Source organism: Devosia sp. 1566, assembly GCF_004005995.1.
Lineage (GTDB): Bacteria > Pseudomonadota > Alphaproteobacteria > Rhizobiales > Devosiaceae > Devosia.
This window is the reverse complement of sequence record NZ_CP034767.1, coordinates 452636-468446: the sequence shown is the minus strand read 5'-3', so window position 1 is coordinate 468446 and position 15811 is coordinate 452636. Positions and strand designations below refer to the sequence as shown.

The window sequence follows — 15811 nt, the reverse complement described above, 5'->3', positions numbered from 1 at the left end:
CGCCTGCTGCCGCATCAATCGAGCATGAAGCCGACCGAGCCGCTGAAGCCGCCCCGCATTTCGGCGCGACCGCCGACGCCATACATTTTTTCCATCTTGCCCAGGAAAACCGCCTCGGCATCGCTGGCCGGTTCGCTGAAATCGGTGGGCACGGCAATGGTGCCGTGGGTGGGCTGCACCAGGTATGGCGTGACCAGGATCACGAGTTCGGTTTCCTGGCTTTGGTACTGACGCGAGCGGAACAGCGCACCGAGGATCGGGATATTTCCCAAACCGGGCATCTGGTTGATGCCCTGGCTGACCCGCTCCTGCAGTAGCCCGCCGATCGCGAGCGTCGTGCCGGCTGGCAGTTCGATGGAAGTCGAGGCGCCACGCTTGCTCAGCGAGCCGTCGGTCTGCGGCTCGGACACGCTGGTTTCGACCTTGAGGCCAATCTGACCGTTGGACTTAACAATGGGGGTGAAATCAAGCTCGACGCCGTAGGGCTTGTAGTTGGTGATGCGGCGGCCGTCATCGTCGAGATCGTAATAGGGCAGTTCGCCACCGGCGAGGAAATTGGCAGTTTGGCCCGATATAGCGGTCAAGGTTGGCTGAGCCAGAATCCGCAAGGCACCGCGGGTTTCAAGGGCACGGATTTCGGCATCGATATTCACATTGGCGATGGGGAAGTTGCCTGTCGCACCATTGGTGGTGAAATTGGTGCCAGCAGTGGTGTTGTTGAAGCCAAGATTGACCCCGCCAATCACCGCCGTGCCGGCCAGATTGATCCCCAATTCCTTGGCGGTGTTGCGGTTGATCTCGGACACGGTGACCTGCAGCATGACCTGCTGGGCGCCCGCCACATCGATGATGTTGGCGACGTTCTTGGGATCACCAGCGAACTGAATTGCCACTTCCAAGGCACGATCTCGGTCCTCGGCGGATTGCACCGTGCCGGTCAGCACGACGCGATTGACCTCTTCGCCGAGTTGGCCGAGGGTAACGGACTCAACCTGGATATTGGAGCCTGGGATGACGCGAGCCAGGGCGCCTTCCAGGGCGTTGCCGACCTGGGAGGGTTCTTCGAGCACCTTGATGTCGAGCACGCTGATGGTGCGGCCCTGGTCATCAAGAAAGAAGATATTGGTATCGCCGCCGCCAATGCCCTGAACGATGGCGCGGGTCCGGGTGCGCATGATCGCCGCAGCCACTGTAGGCTGGGAGACGATTACTTCGGCGACGCCAGCTGGCAGATCGACGATCAGCGATTTGTTGAGAGCGACGGTGGTGGAGCGAACCGCGCCATAAGCCGCTGCAGAGATGCTGAGTTGAGCGTCCTGCGCCTGCACCGGGGCGGTTGCGGCCGAGGGGATCAGCAGCGCCGCGCAAAGCGTAGGCAAGAGGCAACGGTGAAGGGCAGAGCGGGAAAAACGGGCGGCGGGGCTGATCATGGTTTTCACCGCTTACTGGAGCACGACCGCGGGGGGCGCGGAGGCTGCGGGCTCTGGTTGGCTGACGGAGGCCGGCACAACAGCCGGCAGAGCCGCATTGGGCTGAGTGGATTCCGGAACAGCGACGCTGGGCTGCGCCTGAGTGTTGCCCGACATCACGCTTTGCTCGCGGCCGAAGCGGATCAAGCGCACGGTTTGGCTGCTGCCCACCGAAGTCGCGGCTTCGTTGAAATCGGCCATCGAGCGCAAGGTCAGCGACAACTCGCCCTGACCGGTGGAATTGACGAGGGTTTCGGCCTGGGAAGGATCAAGCTCGAGCGTGGCGATGGTGGCGTTCTCGAAGGCCTGGCCCTGGGTGCCCGATCCCGAGCCGGATTGGGCCGGATCGCTCTGGGTGCCGGCGCCGGTGGCGCCCACTTCGCCCAGCCGGGTGCCGATGGCGAGAACGCGCACATTGGGCAGCACCACTTCGGAGACCTGCCCCATTTCGGTGGAGCGGGTCAGGAGCACATCGACATGGTCATTGGGCACAATGAAGCCCCCCGCGGCAGTGGCGGGTGCGACCGGCACCGACACGCCGCGCTTGCCGGATGCCAGAACGGCCGAGAGATAGCCCTGCCCCGTGGTGACCAACTTTTCCTGGCGGATGGGTTCACCCGGGAAGAACTCGAACCGCGCGACGGCGCCGGTCAGCTCTTCGGGCGCCTGCGGCATGGCGGAAATGGTGACGTATTCGGGCCGGATGGCGCTTTCGGGCCAGTCCTGCCATTGCACGGCCGCGCTGGACAAGCGCTCGCCGACACCGATGGGAGCGGCCGCCACCAGGATTTGCGTTTTGGTTTCAGCCGGCGCTGCCTGGGTAACCACCTGGGGGCCGGGCTGTTCGCCGCCCCGCATGACCAGGAATGCTGCAAGACCACCGGCGATCAACGCTACCAGCAACAGAATCAGACGCGCCGGCCTCATTGCCTACTCCGCTTGGTGGAGGGACACGGTTGGTCCCTTGATCCACCAAACAATGAGGCCAAAGGGTCAAAGTTTGGTTAAAGGAAGCTTGGCAATCGGAGTTAACGGGCTGCTAAGACTTGCATAATGCAACGACGAGCAGTGTTGAGCGACGTGCTCAACTGAAGACTCAGGATGCGAGGCGCTCGAATATAGCGGAATTGGAATAAACCAAGAGACCCGCCATGGCCAATGCGACGCCATAGGGCACCCCTGACTTGCTGTCATGCAGCCGCTCGAGCCACTCGAAACGGGCCAGAAATGGCGTGAGCGGCAGTCGGCGCAGGGACAGAATCGCAAGGGTCAGGGCGCCCCCGAGCAGGGCGGCATAGACCAGGTAAGGCAGCGTCAGCCCCACGCCGAGCCACAGCGTGGTCGCTGCCGCCAGCTTGGCGTCTCCGCCACCGATCCAGCGCATTGCAAAGAAGGCAAAGCCGACCACCAATACGGCGAGGGCGCAGGCGATATGCATCGCCACGAGTTCAAGAGGCAGGCCAATGGCGAACGCCGTCGGCGCAAAACCCGCGACCAGCAGGAGCACCAGCTTGTTAGAAATGCGCATGGTCAACAGGTCGGACGAAGCCGCAAATGCCATGGCAAAGGGGAAAAACAGCAGGGCAAGCGTGGACAAGGAACCTGTCTCCAGTAATCGGGCTAGGCCCGCCGACACCGAGCATCGCAGAACATACTAACTCCTCTGAGCGCGGTTAGACGAGCACGGGCCAGCGGACATGCGCACACACTGTTGCAACAAGGAATGCTAACGGAAAGCGGCAAGGCACTCGGGTGCCGAGGCGAATAGCCTGCAGAACCAGGCCTAGCCACGATGAAGGGGAGGGGCAACTTGCTCCCTCCCCTCTGGCAATTTCGCAGCAGGGATTACGCCGCTGGAGCAGCAGTCGTCAGGCGTCCGGAGATTCTGCCAAATAACGCGGCCAAATCGGTACCCAGCGTGGTAGCTGCAGCAATGATTGCCACGGCGATCAGTGCGGCGATCAGGCCGTATTCAATAGCCGTCGCGCCGGACTCGTCCTGTGCGAAACGTGCGAAAATGTTCATTCCCAAGCTCCTTGCTCTCGTCATCGGGGTGACGCCATCGAGTGACAGGCCACGCATCGAACATGGCCCTAAACTATTCGGCAGCTGTTGAAATTGAGTTAAACGAAAGAGAACCCAAGTCGCGGGTTTGCTTATGATGATCAAGACCCTAACGGAAAGACTTGCATTCGAAGCAAGCAATGCAAGTTGCAAGTAGAGCTTGAATGTTGCTTTATTGCCTGGGTCCGCCGGCAGTAAGTTGGGTCAGGCGCAAGAACGCAGGGCCTCGAGTGGCGCAAGAACAGGTTCGTTCTCCCTTTATTTACCAATCTCGGTAACTCTAGCGGCATTGTACCCGAGTCCGGACCTGCCCATGCGCTCCCGTGTCGCCGCCTGCCTGGCTGCCTTGTTCGCCCTTGCCCCCCTGCCCGCTCTCCAGGCGGCGGAAACGGGGCCGATCAGCGTCAGCGTCAACATGGCCCGGGTGCTGCGCATCAGTGCGCCGGCGGCCACGGTGATCGTGGGTAATCCCGGCATTGCCGATGTGACCATTCAGGATTCCAAGACGCTGGTATTGACCGGCAAGAGCTATGGCCAGACCAACCTGATCATCCTCGACAATGTCGGCAACCCGATCGCGGACACACTGATCGATGTGGTGCAGATGAGCTCGGGCGTGGTGACGGTGTATCAGGGCCTGCAGCGCACGAGCCTTGCCTGCGCGCCGATCTGCCAGCCCACTATAATGCTGGGCGACCAGAATGAGTATACCGCCAATACGCTGGCCTCCTCGCAGCTGGTCGGCACCGGTACCGGCAACTAAGCCAGTTTAGCCCCGCTTAACCATCCGGGCGAAGCTTCGTTGCCGAACCCTCGATCCTAACCATGGCTTAGGGGTACAGGCTTATTGTCTCGTTGCTAAAGCGAGCACCGCGATGATCCCAACCCTTTTTGCGCCCATTGCACGAGCCAGGCGCCTGCGCGCAGGCCGTCGCTTTGCCGGCGACAGCCGGGGCGCCGTCGCGGTGGAGTTCGCCCTCCTGGCCCTACCCTTTTTTGCAATCATCGCGGCCATTCTGCAGACCTCGCTGGTGTTCCTGTCCACCCAGGTGCTGGAAAGCGCGGTGCAGGATGCGTCCCGTTTGATCCGCACCGGTCAAGCCAAGACTGCCGGTTTTGACACGGCGCGGTTTCGTACCGAGGTGTGCAGCCGGCTGTACGGGCTGTTCCCCGATTGCGCCGGGCTGCATATCCGCGTGTCAACGGTAACAAATTTCACATCGGCGACAACGACGTCCCCGGTTGACCCCAACTGTACCACCGACTGCGAATGGACTGTCCCCTCCGGCTACGATGGCGGCAACCGATCCGATGTGGTGATGGTGCAAGTCTATTACAAATACCCAATCTTAGTGGACATTGGTGGGCTGGGCCTCGCCAACCTGCCGCAGAGCCAGCGCTTGCTGGGTAGCACGACAGTGTTCAAGAACGAGCCGTTCTGATGAAGGCCTGGCAAAATCTCTCGCAACTGATCATCCGCTGGCGTCAGGACAATCGCGGAGCCGCGGTGGTGGAATTTGCCCTCATCCTGCCAATCATGCTGGTCCTATATGCGGGCTCGATCGAAGCCAGTACGCTCATCACCATGGATCGAAAGGTACAGTCGACCGCCGGCGCCGTTGGCGACCTCGTGGCCCGCTCAGATGACGTGATCAGCACCACTCAGATCAACGACTATTTTCAGGCCGCTTCGAGGATACTTGCCCCGTATTCAGCAGCTAACCTCAAGCAGGTAGTAACCTCGGTGCAGATCCGAGCCGACGGAACGACGCGCGTAGATTGGTCCCTCGGTTTTAACGGAGGAACCCCGCACACCGTCAACGCCAGCATCGAGTTGCCAAACGCCATAAAGGACATCGTGCGCAACAGATATATCATCGTTGCCGAGGCATCTGCACCGTTTGTGCCCATGTTCGACCTAGTCTTCCAGCAGGATATCCCCCTTTACCGCCAGAGCTTTTTCATGCCGCGGTTTCAGGGCGATCGCATCCAGTGCCAGGGCTGCTAGCTTGCTTGCACGACCCCCGCCGTCGTGCCACAAACCGGCATCTGTCCACAGCCGGAAATTGCCATGACTGATACCCTCATCCCCGTCTTCGATATTGGCGGGGTCTTTGTGGACTGGAACCCCATGTATCTGTTCCGCAAGCTCTTTGAGAGCGAGGAAGATGCATTGTGGTTTCACCAGAATATCTGCACGCCCGACTGGAACTTGGAATTCGATGCCGGCACGCTTTACTCCGAAGGCGTCGCCAAGCTCGTGAGCCGGTTCCCCCGCTATTGGCGCGAGATCCAGGCGTTCGATCACCGCTGGACCGAAACCTTTGGGCCGATGATCCAGGGCACGATCGACATCCATGACGAGTTGATCGAGCAGGAGATCCCGACCTTCGCCATCACCAACTTTTCCTGGGAAAAGTGGATGACGCGGCTGGGGGAATGGCCGTTCCTCGAAAAGTTCGACGGGGTGATTGTTTCGGGGCTCGAAGGCCTCGTAAAACCCGATCCACGCATTTACCGCGTGTTCTGCGAACGCTATGGAATGGCGCCGGAAAGCTGCGTCTTTATCGATGACAGCGAGCCCAATGTGGTGGCGGCGCGCAAGTTCGGCATGCAGGCCATTCATTTCCAGTCGGCCGAAGACACGCGCCGCGAACTCATTCAGCTTGGCCTGCCGCTGCGCGAGCGCTGAGCGGCAGACCCGAAGCGGGGCTAGCCGAAGCGGCGGCCCCGCTCGATCACCTCGATCTTGTAGCCATCGGGGTCGGTGGCAAAAAAGAAACGCGCCACGAGCGTGTCGCCATTCTTGAAGTCGACGAGCTTGCCTACGGTAATGCCCTCGGCCTGGAAGCGACGGTGCTCGGCATCGACATCATCCACCACGACGGCGAGATGACCATAGCCATCGCCCAGCTGATACGGCTCGGTGCGCCCTTTGTTGATGGTCAGTTCCAGCTCGAAGGCGACATCATCACCGCGCAGATAAACCAGGGTGAAATCGGGAAAGTCGATCCGTTCGGCGATCTCGAGCCCAAAGGCACGGCGGTAAAACTCTACCGAGCGCTCCTCGTCGAGAACGCGGATCATGGTGTGAACGAGCTTGGCCATTTATTTGGTCCCGTACATGCGATCGCCGGCATCGCCGAGGCCGGGCACGATATAGCCCTTGTCGTCGAGATGGCTGTCGATTGACGCAGTAAACACCGGCACATCGGGATGGGCCGCGGTGAACCGCTTGATCCCCTCGGGCGCCGCGAGCAGGCACAAAAAGCGGATATTGTTGGCGCCGCGCTCCTTGAGCTTGTCGATGGCGGCCGTCGCTGAATTGGCGGTGGCCAGCATGGGGTCGACCACGATCACCAGGCGATCGGCCAGGTTGGAGGGCGCCTTGAAGTAATATTCCACCGGCTCAAGCGTTTCATGGTTGCGATAAAGCCCGATATGAGCAACGCGGGCGGCCGGGACCAGGTCGAGCATGCCTTCGAGCAGGCCATTGCCGGCACGCAGGATCGAGGCGAAAACCAGCTTCTTGCCCTTGATGGTGGGCGCATCGATCCTTTGCATCGGGGTTTCGATCGAGACCATTTCAAGCTCGAGATCGCGCGTGACCTCATAGCAAAGCAGCAGCGAAATCTCCCGTAGCAGCCGCCGGAAACTGGCCGTCGAGGTTTCCTTGTCGCGCATGATCGTGAGCTTGTGCTGGATCAGCGGGTGATCAACCACGGTGACGTTGCTGGGCAGGACATCGGTCATGGGATCACCTGAAATTGGGGGAAAGAAAGCTGCTGCCGTGTCGCCCTGGCGGCAGGGAAAGCCACTGGGCAAGGCTTTCGCCAATATCGGCGAAGCTGGGGCGGATGCCAATCTCGCCTGGCGAGAGCGCTGGGGAAAACACCAGAATGGGGATTTGCTCGCGGGTATGGTCGGTGCCCGGCCAGGTCGGGTCATTGCCGTGATCGGCGGTGAGGACCAGCAGGTCATCGTGGCGCAGGGCCGCGATCAGCTCGGGCAGCCGCGCATCGAAATATTCGAGCGCGGCGGCATAGCCCGCGACATCACGGCGGTGCCCGTATTCGCTGTCGAAATCAACGAAATTGGTAATGACCAGCGCGCCCTCGGGCGCCATTTCCATTGCCTCGAGCGTGCGGTTGAACAATTGGGGCAGCCCGGTCCCCTTGAGTTTGTGGGTGACCCCATGGCCGGCATAGATGTCGGAGATCTTGCCGATGGCGTAAACCGCGTTGCCGGCCTCGGCATTGCGGTCGAGCAGGGTCGGTTCGGGCGGAGGAATGGCGAAATCGCGCCGGTTGCCGGTGCGCTTGAAGCTGCCGCGATCCTCCCCAACAAAGGGGCGGGCGATCACCCGGCCGATCTGCAGCGGCGCCGTCAGCGCAAAGGCGGTCTGGCACAGCTGGTAGAGCCGATCGAGGCCGAAATGGGTTTCGTGCGCGGCGATCTGGAACACCGAATCCACCGAGGTGTAGCAGATGGGCATGCCGGTGCGGATCGACTCTTCGCCTAACTCGGCAATGATCTCGGTGCCCGAGGCGTGCTTGTTGCCCAAAATGCCGGGCAGGCCCGCCTGCTCGATGAGGGCAGCGGTCAGTTCGGGCGGGAAGCAGGGCTCGGTCGCGGGAAAATAGCCCCAGTCGAAGGGTACGGGCACCCCGGCGATTTCCCAATGCCCGGATGGCGTGTCCTTGCCTTTGGAGACTTCCCGGCCCACGCCGAAACGGCCGCCGTGCGGCGTCGCGGACAATCCGGGCGGCACGGTGCCGGTGGAGAGCTGGACGGCGGCGCCCAGGCCCATGGCGTCGAGATTAGGCAGGCCCAGCGGGCCGCTGCGGAGGCCCGGGCGGTCGGCTTTGCCAGCGGCGGCATATTCGGCGATATGGCCCAGCGTATTGGCGCCGTCGTCGCCATAGGCCGCCGCATCAGGCGCGCCGCCGATGCCGACGCTGTCGAGAATGCAGAGAATGGCGCGGGGCATGGGCGTCAGGTCCTTGGGGAAGCGGGCGGCGGCAGCACGGCGGCGATCAGCGGCTGATCGGGCGCAGTTTCGCCCAGGCGGTAGGCAGCAACAAGGCGGCGTTCGGCCTCATCAGCACTGGCGGCGTCGCGGGCATGCAGGCGGGCGATGGGGGTGCGGTTATCCACCCTGGCGCCAAGCGGCAGCAGGTGGTCAAAGCCGACGCGATGATCAATGCCCTCGCCCGGTGCAGTGCGCCCGCCGCCCAGGGCGACCACCGCCATCCCGACGCCACGGGTGTCGATGCTGGCCACCCGGCCCTCCGCCGGCGCGAATACGTCGCGCACCAGGGGCGCCGGGGCTAGGTGGCGGTCCATCTGCTCGACAAAATCGGTCGGCCCGCCCAGCGCCGCCACCATGCGGCTGAAGCGCTCGGTGGCACGGTCGCTGGTGAGCGCCCCCTCGGCCAGTTCGAGGCCCGCTGCCCGGTCGGGAACAATGCCGGCTAGCTCCGCCAGGCTGGCGGCTAAGGCCAGCGTCACCTCGCGCAGGCGAAGGTCCTGGTGCTTGCCGGTGAGGAAATCGACAGCATTGCGCATTTCGAGCCCATTGCCGGCCGCGCTGGCGAGGGGCTGGTTCATGTCGGTGATCAGCGCTGATGTGCGCAGCCCTGCCCCATTGGCGACATCGACGAGGCTTTGCGCCAGTTCGCGCGATTGTTCGAGCGTCGGCATGAAGGCGCCCGAGCCGGTCTTGACGTCAAGGATCAGGGCCCCCAAACCGGCCGCCAGCTTTTTCGAAAGGATGGAGGCGGTGATCAGGGGGACCGACTCCACCGTGCCGGTGACATCGCGAATGGCGTACAGCGTCTTGTCGGCAGGGGCGAGATCGGCGGTCTGCCCGATCACGGCGCAGCCCACCTCGCGCACCACAAGGCGGAAAAGCGCATTGTCGGGGCTGGTGGAATAGCCGGGAATGGCATCGAACTTGTCGAGCGTGCCCCCGGTATGGCCGAGCCCGCGCCCCGAAATCATCGGCACGAACATGCCCATGGCCGCCAGGATGGGCGCCAGCATCAGGGACACATTGTCCCCCACTCCGCCGGTGGAATGCTTGTCGGCTACCGGCCCATCGAGATCGGACCAATCGAGCACGGTGCCGCTGTCGCGCATGGCCAGGGTCAGTGCTACCCGCTCGGGCATGTCCATGCCGCGGAAATACACCGCCATGGCCAACGCCGCCGCCTGGGCATGGCTGACCGAACCATCGCCCAGGCCGGCAATGAAACGGGCAATATCGGCGGGCGGCAAAGCCCGGCCGTCGCGCTTGCTGACGATGATTTCCTGGGGGAGGAAGCTCATCTACGAACCCTCCCAGCTCACGCCCCGTAGGGGATCCAGACATTCTTGATCTGGGTGGCTTCGGCGAGGAAGTAGTCGCCGGCGAATTTTTCTCTGTCGGTGAAGTCGAAGCGGCGGCCCCTGGTGGTCCAGGTTTGCTTGAGATTGCCGGCCGAGACTTTCTCCATCAGAGTGGAGGCTTCGGCCGAGCCGCAGAACCAGAGGGCATCGACCCCGTGGTGTTCGGCCAGCGTCTTGCCCAGCGCCTGCGGGTTGCCGGTAACGATGTTGACGACGCCAGCGGGCACATCCGAGGTTTCAAGCACCTGGTAGAGGTCGGTGACGCTGAGCGGGGCTAGCACCGATGGCACCAGCACCACGGTGTTGCCCATGGCAATGGCCGGGGCGAGCAAGCTGATCGCCCCTAGCAGCGGTTGCTCGGCCGGCGCGACGATGCCCAGCACGCCGATGGGCTCGACCATGGCGGCAGCGACGGCCCGTGTGGGCGGATTGTGGATGGCGCCGTCATATTTGTCGGCCCAGCCGGCAAAGGCAAAGAGCCGCTCGATGCTGGCGGCCACTTCCGCTTCACCATCCCCGCCGGTTTGCGCCGCGATCCGGCGGGCAAATTCGGCGCGGCGGTAATCCAGGTTTTCGGCGAGGAAATAAAGGATCTGGGCGCGGTTATGGGCAGTCGTTATGCTCCAGCCCAGCGCCTTGCGCGCTGCTTCCACGGCGTTGCGGATGTCCTTTCGGTTGCCTTCGCCCACTTCGCCGATCAGGCTGCCATTGGCGCCATGCACGGGCAGCGAGTAGCCGCTATCGGGGCGGGCCTGCTTGCCGCCGATATAGAGCTTGGCAGTCTGGTCGAGGCTGTCGAGTGGACTGGCCGCTGGCCGCGCCGGTGCTTCGAGCGGCTCGGCATCCGCGATGGCGGGGACGAGGGGCAGGTCGTGCTCCCAGGCGGGGCGCAGATAGCTTGCCATGCCTTCGCGCCCGCCTTCGCGGCCAAAGCCGCTCTCGCGCACGCCGCCAAAGCCCACGGCGGCGTCGAACTGGTTGGTGCCGTTGATCCACACCACGCCGGCCTTGAGTTTTGGGGCGATATCGAGGGCGAGGTTGATGTTCTCGCTCCAGATCGTCGCGGCAAGGCCATATTGGGTGTTGTTGGCCAGCGCCACCGCTTCCTCGGGCGTGCGGAAGCTCATTGCCACCAGCACCGGCCCGAAGATTTCCTCGGCCACCAGCGTATTGGCGGGCGAAACATTGGTGACCAAGGCGGGCTTGAGGTACGCGCCCTTGGCGGGCAGTTCGCCCTCGACCTCAAACACTTCGGCCCCTTGGGCGACGCCCTTGGCCATCAGTTTGCGCACGCGCTCCACCTGCACCGGGTCAATCATGGCGCCCACATCGATGGATTTGTCGAGCGGATCGCCGAGGCGCAGCGTGGCCATGCGCGCCTTGAGCTTCTTGATGAAGCGCTCGGCGATGGATTCCTGCACCAACAGGCGCGAGCCGGCACAGCAGACCTGGCCCTGGTTGAACCAGATCGCGTCCACCAGCCCTTCGGCGGCGCTGTCGAGATCGGCATCGTCAAAGACGAGGTAGGGGCTTTTGCCCCCGAGCTCGAGCGAGAGGCCCTTGCCCGAACCGGCAGTGGCGGCGCGGATGGCCTTGCCCACTTCAGTCGAGCCGGTAAAGGCGATCTTGTCGATGCCGGGATGGGCGACGATCGCCTCGCCCGTGTCGCCGGCGCCAGTGACGATGTTGACCACGCCCGGCGGCAGGCCGACCCGCTCGCAGATCTCGGCAAACAAAAGGGCCGTCAGCGAGGTGAATTCGGCCGGCTTGAGCACCACGGTGTTGCCGGCGGCGAGAGCCGGCGCGATCTTCCAGGCCAGCATCAGCAGCGGAAAATTCCACGGGATGATCTGCCCGCAAACGCCATAGGGCACCTGGCCTGGAAAGCTGCGCGCGGCATGCTGGGCCCAGCCGGCATGATGGTAGAAATGGCGCGCCACCAGGGGAATATCGATGTCGCGCGACTCGCGAATGGGTTTGCCGTTGTCGAGGGTTTCGAGCACGGCAAACAGGCGCGCATGCTTTTGCACCGCGCGCGCCAGCGCATAGAGATATTTGGCGCGCTCAAAGCCTGAAAGCGCGCTCCAGCCCGGAAAGGCCGCGCGCGCGGCGGCAACGGCTGCATCGACATCGGCCGCCGTGCCGACACCGATCAGCGCCAGGGGTTCGCCTGTTGCGGGATTATGGGTGGGAAATGTGGCGGCGGCGGTGGTCCACTGCCCGCTGATGAAGTGGCCGAACTGGCGGTGATGCGCATCAAGCCAGGCCAGCGCCTGGTCGGCCGCTTCTGGGGCTGGACCGTAGTCGAGGGTTTCGAAGACTTGCGTGATCTTGTTCATGTCGTTCCTCCGGTCCGGTGCGCCCGGTTGCTCGTCCCGCCCGCGCCTTGCAGCGGCTCCGTGCCATGGCGGCAGATAACCTGGTGTTTCAAACCATCGGCTGGCGATAATCGGCGGCGTAGTGCCCGGTTACCCCATGCTCGAGCTGGCGTTCGATATCGGTGAGCAAGCTGGAAGCGCCGAAGCGGAACAGGTGCGGCTGCAACCAGTGGGCTCCCAACTCTTCTTTCATCAACGCCATATAGGCGAGCGCGTCCTTGGCCTGGGAAATGCCACCGGCCGGCTTGTAGCCGATCTCGATGCCGGTTTCCTCGGCAAACCAGCGGATCATGCGGATCATGGCCAGCGAGGCCACGAGATTGGCGTTGGTTTTTTCCTTGCCGGTCGAGGTCTTGATGAAATCAGCGCCGGCCAGCATGCAGACCAGCGACGCCTTGGCAATATTGGTGAGGGTGGCCAATTCCCCGGTGCCCAGAATGGTCTTGATATGGGCGTCGCCACAAGCCTGCCGATAGGCGCGGATCTGATCGTACAGCCCCTGCCAATCGCCCCTGAGCACGGTGCCGCGCTCGATGACGATGTCGATTTCGCGTGCGCCATCGGCCACTGAAAGCTCGATTTCGCGCAGCTTGGTTTCAAGAGGCGCGAGGCCATGGGGAAAGGCGGTGGATACTGCCGCCACGGGAATGCCGCTGCCTTCGAGCGCATGCACGGCCGTAGCAACAAAGCTATGATAAACGCAGACCGCGCCGGGCACGATGCGCAGCTTTTCCGCGCCCAGGCGCTTGAGAATTTCGGGGCGCACCGGCTGGCGCGCCTTGGCGCAAAGCCGCTCCACCCGCGCCGGCGTGTCATCGGCATTGAGCGTCGTCAGATCAAGCAGCGTGATCGCCTTAAGCAACCAGGCGAGCTGATAATCCTTTTTCACCGTGCGGCGGGCGCCGATCGTGCCGGCGCGGCGTTCCAGCGCCGAACGGTTCATCACGGTGCGCTCGACCCAATCGAGATCGAGGGTGAAGCCGGGATTGCGGCGATGCACCGGGGCGGGTGGTTGCTGGTTGACGACCCTCAGGCTCATAGTTCCTCCACCAGCGCGGGGATCAGCTGCTTGAGCTTGTCCGCGCCCGCAACGGCCATGGTCTTGGTGTGCTCATGGCTGATGTTCTCGCTCGACAGGCCCGCGCCCATATTGGTGATCGAGGAGCAGGCCCACACCTTCATCCCAAGGAAACGCGCGAGGATCACTTCTGGTGCCGTGGACATGCCGACGGCCTGGGCGCCCAGGCGGATTGCCATCTGGATTTCGGCTACAGTTTCAAAGCTCGGGCCGGAATACCAGAGATAAATGCCCTCGCCCAAATGCAGCCCCCGCCGCTCGGCAATGTCCATGGCCTTGGCGCGCAGCTCGGGGGCATAGCAATCCACCATATTAGTGAAGCGGCGGTCGGTGGCCTCCCCGATCAGCGGGTTCATGCCGGCATAATTGATGTGATCGGAAATCATCATCAGATCGCCCGGGCGCAGCCGCTCATCGACCGAGCCGGCCGAATTGGTCAGCAGCAAGGTTTGCGCGCCCAGCTCCGCCATTGTTTCCAGCGCCGGGCGCATGGCCGCGGCATTGCCATGCTCGTAATAATGCTCGCGCCCAGTCAGCACCGCGATGCGCTTGCCGCCCATCGTGCCGATCAGCAGGTCGCGACCATGCCCCGACACCCCGCCACCGGGAAAGCCCTTGAGCTCGGCATAAGGAATGGTGATGCAATCCGCGAGCCCCTCGCCAATCGCCGACAAGCCCGAGCCCAGCACCAGGGCCGCAGTGATGGGCTCCTTGCCCGCGATCTGGCGAATGGTCTTGGCGGCTTTGGTCATGGTTTTGGTCTCGTTTTTTTGTCACTCCCCTCTCGCAGCCGGGAGGGGTTGGCGATGGCGTGAATTGGGGTGAAGGACCCTACGCCCTCACCCTGGCCCTCCCCTCAAGGGGGAGGGGACGATGGATCGCAGGCCCGGTTTGCGTGGCGGGCGTAGCTTACACGCAATGTTATCGGCTCCAGCCCTCCCTCCCCCTTGAGGGGAGGGTCGGGGTGGGGGTCGGCGTTGCTTTGGCGCAAAACTCGCCGACCGCATCGATCCCTGCCACGCTCACTTGGGCAAATATTCCGGGCCAAAGCTGTGGGGCAGCAATTGTTCGAGGGTCGTCAGCAGCGGCTCGCCCTCGACGCCATGCGAGATCACCGTGACATCGAGATCGGCAAATTCGCGGATGCGCTGGCGACAGCCGCCGCAAGGGGTGACCGGCGCGGCCCCAGGGCCCGTCACATAAATGCGGGCAATGCGCTTGCCGCCGCCCGCAATCATGGCCGCGATGGCCGAAGCTTCGGCGCAATTGCCCACGGGATAGGCGGCATTCTCGATATTGCAGCCGCTATAGATCTGCCCATCATCGGCGAGGATCGCCGCGCCCACCGTGAAGCGGGAATAGGGCGCATAGGCCTTGGCGCGGATGGCCTCGGCGGCCTGGAACAGCGCCTCGTCGGTGGCATCGCTCAGCATGGCAAGGGTCCTTTCGGGGGCAAGAAAGCTAGCGCTCCTTGGTATAGGCCACGCCGCCTGCCTTGGGGCCCACGGCCTTGCCGATAAAGCCCGCCAGCAGCACCACGGTCAGCACATAGGGCAGCGCCTGGATGGCCTGCACCGGCACGACGCCGATGATCGGCAGCTCGAAATTCTGCAGGCGGATCTGCAGCGCGTCGAGGAAGCCGAACAGGAGGCAGGTGAACATGGCCGGCACCGGCTTCCATTTGGCAAAGATCAGTGCGGCGAGCGCGATATAGCCCTTGCCCGCGGTCATGTTGTTGCCGAAACCCGAGCCCTGGGCGATGGAAAAATAAGCGCCCGCGAGCCCGCAGAGCACGCCGGTGATCAGCACAGCCTGGAAGCGCAGCTTGTTGACCGAAATGCCGGCGGTATCGACCGCCTTGGGGTTTTCGCCGACCGCCCGCAGACGCAGGCCAAAGCGGGTGCGATACAGCACATAGGCGGTGACGGCCACCATGGCGAAGGCGACATAAACCAGGATGTAGTGGCCCGAGATCAGGTCGGCATAGATGGGGCCGATGATCGGCACCCCGGACAATTCACGCGCGAAAGGCAGCTCGATCGTGCCGAAGCGCCCGCTCGGGGGCAAGGCCGGGGTGCGCCCGCCCTGGCGGAACCATTGCTGCCCGAGAAAGGTCGTCAGTCCCGCCGCCAGCATGTTGATGGCGACGCCCGCGATCAGCTGGTTGCCCTTGAGGGTGATGGCGGCCACGCCCTGCAACAGGGCGGTCGACACCGAAACCAGCGTGCCGGCGAGCAAGCCCAGCCAGACCGAGCCGCTGACGGCGGCGACGGCGGCGGCGGCAAAGGCGGCCGCCAGCATCTTGCCTTCCAGCCCGATATCAAAAATGCCGGCCCGCTCGGAATAAAGGCCGGCAAGGCACGCCAGCAGCAGCGGGGTCGAGAGGCGCAGCGTCGCATCGAGAATGGACAGAAGGGCCGAGATATCCATGG

At 63.4% G+C, this 15811-nt stretch carries 17 protein-coding genes; 4 read left to right on the top strand and 13 right to left on the bottom strand.

The genetic code is table 11. The annotated features are described in order from the left end of the window. Positions 1 to 14: 14 nt before the first annotated feature. From ELX51_RS02240 to ELX51_RS02225, 4 genes are all read right to left on the bottom strand, one after another. On the bottom strand, positions 15 to 1430 hold the full coding sequence (locus tag ELX51_RS02240; RefSeq protein WP_127751980.1) for a type II and III secretion system protein family protein: 1416 nt from the start codon (positions 1428 to 1430) through the stop codon (positions 15 to 17). Positions 1431 to 1442: 12 nt separating this feature from the next. Next, positions 1443 to 2396: a Flp pilus assembly protein CpaB gene (cpaB, locus tag ELX51_RS02235; protein WP_127751979.1), complete on the bottom strand. Its 954-nt coding sequence runs from the start codon at positions 2394 to 2396 to the stop codon at positions 1443 to 1445. 169 nt (positions 2397 to 2565) lie between these two features. After that, on the bottom strand, positions 2566 to 3066 hold the full coding sequence (locus ELX51_RS02230; RefSeq protein WP_248305223.1) for a prepilin peptidase: 501 nt from the start codon (positions 3064 to 3066) through the stop codon (positions 2566 to 2568). A 248-nt stretch (positions 3067 to 3314) separates the two neighbouring features. Then, positions 3315 to 3494: a Flp family type IVb pilin gene (locus ELX51_RS02225; protein ID WP_127751978.1), complete on the bottom strand. Its 180-nt coding sequence runs from the start codon at positions 3492 to 3494 to the stop codon at positions 3315 to 3317. A 352-nt stretch (positions 3495 to 3846) separates the two neighbouring features. Here ELX51_RS02225 and ELX51_RS02220 point away from each other — a divergent pair, with 352 nt between their 5' ends. From ELX51_RS02220 to ELX51_RS02205, 4 genes are all read left to right on the top strand, one after another. Beyond that, positions 3847 to 4296: a pilus assembly protein N-terminal domain-containing protein gene (locus ELX51_RS02220; protein WP_127751977.1), complete on the top strand. Its 450-nt coding sequence runs from the start codon at positions 3847 to 3849 to the stop codon at positions 4294 to 4296. 112 nt (positions 4297 to 4408) lie between these two features. After that, positions 4409 to 4975: a TadE/TadG family type IV pilus assembly protein gene (locus ELX51_RS02215; protein WP_127751976.1), complete on the top strand. Its 567-nt coding sequence runs from the start codon at positions 4409 to 4411 to the stop codon at positions 4973 to 4975. After that, positions 4975 to 5541: a TadE/TadG family type IV pilus assembly protein gene (locus ELX51_RS02210; RefSeq protein ID WP_127751975.1), complete on the top strand. Its 567-nt coding sequence runs from the start codon at positions 4975 to 4977 to the stop codon at positions 5539 to 5541. The genes ELX51_RS02215 and ELX51_RS02210 overlap by 1 nt, the downstream gene beginning before the upstream one ends. A 63-nt stretch (positions 5542 to 5604) precedes the next feature. Then, positions 5605 to 6225: an HAD family phosphatase gene (locus ELX51_RS02205; protein WP_127751974.1), complete on the top strand. Its 621-nt coding sequence runs from the start codon at positions 5605 to 5607 to the stop codon at positions 6223 to 6225. A gap of 20 nt (positions 6226 to 6245) precedes the next feature. Here ELX51_RS02205 and ELX51_RS02200 read toward each other — a convergent pair whose 3' ends face one another. The 9 genes from ELX51_RS02200 to ELX51_RS02160 all read right to left on the bottom strand — a co-directional run bounded on the left by ELX51_RS02200 (position 6246) and on the right by ELX51_RS02160 (position 15809). Beyond that, positions 6246 to 6641, bottom strand: a complete 396-nt coding sequence (locus ELX51_RS02200; protein ID WP_127751973.1) for a VOC family protein — start codon at positions 6639 to 6641, stop codon at positions 6246 to 6248. Next, positions 6642 to 7286, bottom strand: a complete 645-nt coding sequence (gene upp, locus ELX51_RS02195; RefSeq protein WP_127751972.1) for a uracil phosphoribosyltransferase — start codon at positions 7284 to 7286, stop codon at positions 6642 to 6644. It lies immediately after the preceding gene. A gap of 4 nt (positions 7287 to 7290) precedes the next feature. Next, positions 7291 to 8523: a phosphopentomutase gene (locus ELX51_RS02190; RefSeq protein WP_127751971.1), complete on the bottom strand. Its 1233-nt coding sequence runs from the start codon at positions 8521 to 8523 to the stop codon at positions 7291 to 7293. A 5-nt stretch (positions 8524 to 8528) separates the two neighbouring features. After that, entirely contained in the window at positions 8529 to 9863 is a 1335-nt protein-coding gene (gene deoA, locus ELX51_RS02185) for a thymidine phosphorylase (protein WP_127751970.1), read from the bottom strand. 17 nt (positions 9864 to 9880) lie between these two features. Beyond that, entirely contained in the window at positions 9881 to 12262 is a 2382-nt protein-coding gene (locus ELX51_RS02180) for an aldehyde dehydrogenase family protein (RefSeq protein ID WP_127751969.1), read from the bottom strand. 88 nt (positions 12263 to 12350) lie between these two features. Next, positions 12351 to 13340 carry a deoxyribose-phosphate aldolase gene (gene deoC / locus ELX51_RS02175; protein ID WP_127751968.1) on the bottom strand — a complete coding sequence of 330 codons (990 nt, stop codon included), beginning with the start codon at positions 13338 to 13340 and terminating at the stop codon, positions 12351 to 12353. After that, positions 13337 to 14131, bottom strand: a complete 795-nt coding sequence (locus ELX51_RS02170; protein WP_127751967.1) for a purine-nucleoside phosphorylase — start codon at positions 14129 to 14131, stop codon at positions 13337 to 13339. The genes deoC and ELX51_RS02170 overlap by 4 nt, the downstream gene beginning before the upstream one ends. Positions 14132 to 14401: 270 nt before the next feature. Then, on the bottom strand, positions 14402 to 14812 hold the full coding sequence (locus tag ELX51_RS02165; protein ID WP_127751966.1) for a cytidine deaminase: 411 nt from the start codon (positions 14810 to 14812) through the stop codon (positions 14402 to 14404). A gap of 28 nt (positions 14813 to 14840) precedes the next feature. Next, on the bottom strand, positions 14841 to 15809 hold the full coding sequence (locus tag ELX51_RS02160) for an ABC transporter permease (RefSeq protein WP_127751965.1): 969 nt from the start codon (positions 15807 to 15809) through the stop codon (positions 14841 to 14843). Positions 15810 to 15811 lie beyond the last annotated feature (2 nt).